The sequence below is a fragment of the Nocardia vinacea NBRC 16497 genome (assembly GCF_000308835.1).
Lineage (GTDB): Bacteria > Actinomycetota > Actinomycetes > Mycobacteriales > Mycobacteriaceae > Nocardia > Nocardia vinacea.
Map to the genome: position 1 here is coordinate 1 of NZ_BAGN01000173.1, position 6854 is coordinate 6854.

General features: G+C 66.1%; 7 protein-coding genes. 3 read left to right on the plus strand and 4 right to left on the minus strand.

The window, feature by feature from the left end; translation table 11 throughout:
* Positions 1 to 80: 80 nt before the first annotated feature.
* The 4 genes from ON44_RS23430 to ON44_RS23445 all read right to left on the minus strand — a co-directional run bounded on the left by ON44_RS23430 (position 81) and on the right by ON44_RS23445 (position 4791).
* Positions 81 to 542 (minus strand): PPOX class F420-dependent oxidoreductase, encoded by a 462-nt coding sequence (locus tag ON44_RS23430; protein WP_040693672.1) that lies wholly within the window; start codon positions 540 to 542, stop codon positions 81 to 83.
* A 137-nt stretch (positions 543 to 679) separates the two neighbouring features.
* Positions 680 to 2653 (minus strand): serine/threonine-protein kinase, encoded by a 1974-nt coding sequence (locus ON44_RS48510; protein WP_245567296.1) that lies wholly within the window; start codon positions 2651 to 2653, stop codon positions 680 to 682.
* Between the two features lie 72 nt (positions 2654 to 2725).
* Complete coding sequence (locus ON44_RS23440; RefSeq protein WP_040693682.1) at positions 2726 to 3379, minus strand: response regulator; 654 nt, start codon at positions 3377 to 3379, stop codon at positions 2726 to 2728.
* Positions 3380 to 3417: 38 nt separating this feature from the next.
* Entirely contained in the window at positions 3418 to 4791 is a 1374-nt protein-coding gene (locus tag ON44_RS23445) for a sensor histidine kinase (RefSeq protein ID WP_063721614.1), read from the minus strand.
* A gap of 158 nt (positions 4792 to 4949) precedes the next feature.
* Between ON44_RS23445 and ON44_RS23450 the strand changes: the two genes are divergently transcribed.
* The 3 genes from ON44_RS23450 to ON44_RS23460 form a co-directional block, all read left to right on the plus strand.
* Positions 4950 to 5375, plus strand: coding sequence for a hypothetical protein (locus ON44_RS23450; RefSeq protein ID WP_245567297.1), 426 nt, complete (start codon positions 4950 to 4952; stop codon positions 5373 to 5375).
* A gap of 74 nt (positions 5376 to 5449) precedes the next feature.
* Complete coding sequence (locus ON44_RS23455) at positions 5450 to 6166, plus strand: ABC transporter ATP-binding protein (RefSeq protein WP_040693676.1); 717 nt, start codon at positions 5450 to 5452, stop codon at positions 6164 to 6166.
* Positions 6163 to 6854: ABC transporter permease (locus ON44_RS23460; RefSeq protein ID WP_040693679.1), on the plus strand; the 692-nt coding region annotated here is incomplete at its 3' end. The genes ON44_RS23455 and ON44_RS23460, both read left to right, overlap by 4 nt.

Genomic DNA, 6854 nt, shown 5'->3' on the forward strand with positions numbered 1-6854 from the left:
GACCCCGCCGACAATTACACGGCCCGCCGGTCACTGCGGGTGATGTGGGGAGTACGAAGGCCGGGCAGTGTTCGACCGTCTCAGTCCGCGAGTTCGGGCGGGAAACCGCCCGTCGCAACAGGTCCCCAGCGTTCGATATCTATGCGAAACAGCGACTTGTTCTGCCGTGCCATGGCCTCGCGGTACTCGGCCCAGTCCGGATGTTCGCCGGAGATGGCGCGAAAGTACTCGACGAGACCGTCGAGGGCCTCCGGCATGTCCAGAACCTCGGCGCGGCCATCGATCTGTACATAGGGACCGTTCCAGTCGTCGGACAGCACGCAGATCGACACGCGCGGGTCGCGTCGCGCGTTGCCGGCCTTGGCGCGGGCCGGGTAGGTCGACACCACGATGCGGCCCTCGGGATCAATCCCGCAGGTCACCGGCGACAATTGTGGGCGGCCGTCGCTGCGGCTCGTGACCAGGACGCCGCGGTGGCGAGTACGCAGGAATTCCAGCAGTTCGGCTCGTTCGACCCGGTCAGCGGTGGCAAAACGTGGCATGGTCGGGCTCCTGTCGTGGCGATGCCAGGGACAAACGCAGTCGCCGGTCATCGTGTCACATCGATCGACCACACCGGCCCAACCGCAGCGGGCACACTGGTCACGCTGCGACCGTCACCATCGAGACGGTATCTGCGTCAGTAGACGTAGACCACCGCGTTTTCACCGCCGGTACAGGTAACCAATTGTCCGTCGGCGACGCAGTTCATGGTGTAGGTGCGGCCGGTGACCGGACTTGTCGCCACTACCGAGCGCGATGAGCGCGAGACGTTCGTGGCGGCGGATTCGGCGTAGGCCTTGCGGACCGCTTCCGCGAAACCGCAGCTGGTGACCGAGGATCCGGTGGCCGACTGGGTGAAGCTGCCTGCGACGGGTTGGCCGTTCGTGCAGTTCGTCGCGCCTGCGGGCAGGGTTACCGAGGTGGGTGCGGCCTTGGTGGTCGAGGTCGACGGCGATGTGGTCGAACCGCCGGCGGTGCCGATGCCGGCCGTCGTGGTCATCTGGACACCCGCCTGCACATTCGCATCCCCGGATTTGCTGGAGCCGAGCACCTGCCAGCCGATGGCACCGCCGACCGCAAGCACGACGATGACGAAGACGGTGACCATGATCGGCAACATGACCGATCGATCCCGCTGATACGGATCCGCGGGATCCTGTGCGTAGTAATCATTTTCGTAGTCGGGTTCGGCATAGCCCTGCGGCGAATACTCGGCCGGTTGCGGCGACGGCCGGTACGGGTTGGGCGCCGCATGGGCTGGACCGCGCGGCGGCTCGAATGGCGGTGTGCCGGAGAAGGGTTCCGGCAACGGGACCCGACGCGTTTCCGGAGCGGACGAATCCTGTTGCGTGCCATACCGTTCCGGATACGTCCGCGCCGGGTTTCGAGCCTCCGGGTACCCCGCTTCGGGGTAATGCGACTCCGGATACCGCTGAGTCGTCGGAGCCGCCGGATCACCCGGGTACCGCGGTGACGGCAAGTGCTGCGGAAACTCCGGCGGCGACTCCTCGTACAAATGCGCGTCCGGAAACGGCCGCACCGGCCGACCGACCCCGGGCGACCCGAACGGCGGACCGGCGGGCTGCTGCGGCGGCAACGGTGTGAACTGCAGATCGGCGGGCGAGACCACCGTCGGCCCGGTCGGATGGATCACCGCCGGAATCGTTCCCGTCGACTCCGCGGGCGACGCCGGACTGCGGTGCACCACGGCCTGATCCGACGGCCCGCGCGACGGATCCGGTGGCCGCACGATCAAGGTCGGCGCATTCGCGGCGGGCGCGGTGCCGAGTGCGGCCCTGGCCGCGCGCGCCAGATCGGTCGCGGTCGGGAAACGGTCGGCGGCCTCCTTGGCCATGCCGCGGGCGATCACCTCGTCCATCGCCGCGGGAACTCCCGGCCGCTGCACGCTCGGTCGCGGCGGCGCCTCGGTGAGGTGCGACCGGATCAGCAGACTCATGCTCCCGGCCGGGAACCGTGTTGCCCCGGTAAGGCATTCGTGCAGTACACAGGCGAGTGAGTAGATATCGGCGCGACCGGTCACCGGTCCGGAATCGAATCGCTCCGGGGCCATGTAGGTGTAGGAGCCGATGGCCATACCCGCCTGGGTGACCGCGCTGTCGCCCTCGATATGGGCGATGCCGAAGTCGACCAGGTAGGCGAAATCCGCCTCGGTGACCAGGATGTTGGCCGGTTTCACATCGCGGTGCACGAGACCGTCGGCGTGCGCGGCGTCCAAACCGGCCGCGATCTGCTCGATGATGCCGATCGCACGCTCGGCGCTCATCGGCCCCTGATTGCGCAGGATCTCACGCAGATCGGTGCCGGGCACCAGCCGCATATCGATGAACAGCACACCGTCGATCACGCCCCAGTCGTGGATCGGGATGATGTGCGGTTCGGCCAGCCGGGCCGCCGCCTGTGATTCGCGACGGAAGCGCACCTGGTAGACCGGGTCCCTGGCGAGTTCGTCGGACAGCAGTTTGACCGCGACCACGCGGTCCTTGACCGTGTCGTACGCCTCGTAGACCTCGCCCATACCCCCTTTGCCGAGCAGCGCTCTCAGCTCATACGGCCCGAACCGACTGCCGACTCTCCATCCAGGTCCGTCCACCCCGTCATTCCTCCACATCCCGGGCAAAGATCGCCCATCACCAGCTCCGGGTATGCGCGATCCGGCTGCCCGTCAACCTGTGGATTGTCCTGGTGCGACCACCCCGTGGTCAAACGCAAACACGATCGCGGCGGCCCGATCCCGCAGCTCCAGTTTGCCGAATATATGTCCGACATGGCTCTTGACGGTGACTTCCGAGATCCCGAGATCTCGTGCGATCTCGGCATTGACGCGCCCACGCCCGATCAATTCGAGCACCTCGTACTCGCGTGCCGTGAGTTCGGAGAGTCGGCTGTCGTCGCGGGTGACGGCGGGGCGAACCGTCCGGTATGCGGAGAGCACCCGACCAGTGACCGACGGGTCCAACCAAGCCCCGCCGACGGCGACTGTGCGGACAGCTCGGATGAGATCCTCGGCAGGCGAATCCTTCAGGATGAATCCCGCCGCCCCGGCCCGCAGCGCACCCGACAGCAGCTGGTCGTCGTCGAAGGTGGTGAGCACCAGCACCGGCGGCGCACCGTCGCGCGCACGCAGCATGCGGGTCGCGTCGATGCCGCCCACGCGCTTCATGCGCAGATCCATCAGCACGACATCGGGTCGGTTGGCCGCTATCGCGGCGGGCACTTCATCGCCGTCGGCGCATTCGATGACCACGAAACCGTCGCGTCGCCGCAGGATGCGCCGCAGCCCACCGCGGACGAGTTCCTGATCATCGACGACCAGCACCGTGACCGTCTCATCGCCGTCGGCCGCAGTCCCTGTCGTCACGCGCCCTCCCCCACCGCACCGTCGCGCCGCATGTCGCGCACCGCACTCGCGGCCCCATGGATCACGTCGGGCAGACCGCACGACATCGACCAGGCCCGCGCGCCGCTCAGCGGGAATTCGGCTCGCACCGTCCAGCCGTCGTCGTACGGCCCGGTCTTGATGCGGCCACCGAGCAGTTCGGCACGCTGACGCATACCGGACAGTCCCATCCCGCCGCCCAGATCCGGCGGCAATCCCTTGGGCAGCGAATTGTTCACGATGAGCCTGGCCACCGAGGAGTCCACCTCCAACAGCACGGTCGCGGTCGCGCCGGGCGCATGTTTGATCACATTGGCCAGGGACTCCTGGCCGATCCGATAGAGCGCGAGCCCGACCGCGGCGGACACCGCGGACAGATCCTCGGTACGGGTATAGCGAACATCCAATCCGGCCCCCGCGAAATCACCGACCAGATCATCGATATCGCGGATGCCGGGCTCCGGAACGAGTTTGGACGGCCCGGCGTCGAGCAGTCCGATGGTACGACGGATATCGGCCATGGCCTGCCTGCCGAGTCGCTCGGCGTCGACCAGTGCGTCCACCGCTTCGTCCACGTCGCGGTCGGTCTGCAGCGTGTGCCGGGCGGCGGTCAGATGCAGCAGGGTGATGCTGAGCGAATGCGCGATGACATCGTGCACCTCGCGCGCGATCCGGCTGCGTTCCGCGTCGGCGGCGCGTTCGGCTCGGATCTGCTGGCTCTGGCGTTCCTGATAAAGGAATTTGCGCTGGTACTGCAGCATCACGCCGACCAGCCAGCCGAGTGCGATCCCGACGATGTACATCTGCAGGCCCTGCAATCGCTCACCCGACACACTCCACATCAGGTGACCGGCCGCGTCGAAGGCCATCAACTCGAGCACCGCGACAACCGCGAACAAGGCGCTGAAACGTTTTCGCACGATGGCCGCGACCTCGCCGACCATCACCACCAGGATGAACGGGGAGAAGTCGGACGACACCGGCTGGGTGAGCATGATCGCCGTCGCGACCAGGCCGGAAACCGCGAGCAGGATCGGGCTCGGCGTCACACCGAAGAAGCAGAACAGCGGCACCGAGAGGAAGACCAGGACAAGCGCCAGAATCGGCAACGCGGTCGGAAAATATTCGTGGCGCTGAACGACGGCGCCGACACCGACCACCAGCAGAGCCGCATCGGCGCTGATCATTACCGAGGGCGGGTAGTCGAACGGCAGCTCTTCGAGATTGCGGCGCAAGACCGCGACCGGGTTGCGTACGAAGGCGACGAACCGATCCCTGATGCGCCCACTCTCGCGGAACGGTATCGCCGGTTGGGCGCCCGCCGACGACGCGATGGCGTGGGTCACATCCATCCTGTAAGGCTAACCGCCAGGTCGAGGCCGGTGCATCGTGCTCGGAGCGGGCCGCGGCTCCTACCGCGGTAGGAGATCGATTCGCGTCCCTGGCACGAAGACACCGTATTTTCCCGTCCGTAGCGTGAGATCTACCAAATCACGGAAGGGCATATGCCATGTCCGATCATTTCGAGCGACCTGCAAGCAATCGCTACGGCGATCATTTCGAGCGACCTGCAAACAACCGCTACGACGATCATTCCGAGCGACACAGCAGTCGCAATGGATGGGAAGATCACCACCGCCGAACCGAGATCATGCGCACCGTGCTCACCCGCGCGGCCATCGATCCGGCCAGTCCCGACCTGTTCGCGGAGATCCCGGAACTGGACCGGTTGTTCGGCGGACCGGAGGGCCTCTTGCTCGCGTTGCGATATCGGTGGAATATCCATCTCGACGCGAAATTGGACCAGGCGCTGGTGCAGGGCCAATCCGCGGTCGAGGCCTATCTCGAACTCGCCGCCGAACAACCGGTCCTGCGCGCCGTGCTCGACGCGCAATATCGTCGCCGAGTTCGGGCAGCCGAGGCGATGGCGCTATAACGCGCCGGTGCGACACTGCGGTGCGCCACAATCGACCAAGATCGAATAGTTGAGAAAGAGGGTGGGGGACCGCCATGCCGGACCAGGCCATGCTGGAACTGACGGATATCACCAAGGAATATCGCGTCGGCGAACAGGCGGTGCGCGCACTGGACGGCATCAGTCTGCGCATCGAATCCGGTGAATTCACCTCGATCATCGGGCCGTCCGGCTCGGGTAAGAGCACGCTGTTGCATCTGCTCGGCGCACTCGATACCCCCGACTCCGGGTCGATCCGCTTCCGGGGTACGGAGATCGGCGGCCTCGACGACGAGCGGCAGTCCGAATTCCGCCGCCACCGTGTCGGTTTCATCTTCCAGTTCTTCAATCTGCTGCCGACCCTCACCGCTTGGGAAAATGTCGCGATTCCGAAGCTGTTGGACGGCACCGGATTGCGTAAGGCCAAGCCGCGCGCACTGGAACTGCTCGACCTGGTCGGGCTGAGCGAGCGGGCAGCCCATCGGCCCGCCGAATTGTCCGGCGGTCAGATGCAGCGCGTCGCGGTGGCGCGGGCCTTGATCATGGATCCGCCGCTCATCCTTGCCGACGAACCGACCGGCAATCTGGATTCCAAGACCGGTGCGTCCATCCTGAAACTGCTCGGCGATATTGCGGGCAACGGAAATTCGGTGGTGATGGTGACCCACGATATGGGCGCCGTCGAATACTGCGACCGGGTGATCACGCTGCGCGACGGGCAGATCGGCTCCAATGACAAGGTCGATATCGAACCGCGGACGGTGCGCGCATGATCGGCGCGGCATGGGATCGGTTGCGGCTGTTCAATATCGGTGAGCTGCTCGCCCACCGCGGCCGCACCCTCATGTCGCTGGCGGTGATGTCCATCTCGGCATCGCTGCTGGTCGCGGTGTTCAGCATCTCCGGTTCGGTCACCGGTTCGGTGGACCGGCTCACCCGCAGTCTCGGCGGCAAGGCTGTATTGGAGGTCACCGGGATCACCGACGCGGGATTCGATCAGCAGGAGCTGCAACGCATCGCGACCACACCCGGCGTCGACAAGGCGGTGCCGATGTTGCGCGCACAGGTCGGATCGGGCGCCGATAAGGCGCTGCTGATCGGCGCCGACACCAGCATTACCGCACTCGGCAGCGACCTGGGCGGGCCGATGGCCGCGCAGGCGAGCAAATTGCTCACCGTGCCGAACGGTGTCCTGGTCGGATCCGGGATGGGGCGCGCCGAGGGCGAACACTTCCCGCTCGGTTCTGGAACCGTCACTGTCGCAGCGGTTCTCGATAAGAAGACCTCCAAGCAACTCAACGGGGGCCATATCATTGCCGCCCCGCTCGGGCTGGCGCAGAAACTCACCGACCGCGTCGGGCGGCTGGACTCGATTCAGATCATCGCGGCCGATGGCACCGATGTCGGCCGGTTGCGCGAGACGCTGACCAAGTGGTCGACGGACGCGCTGTGGTCGCCGAT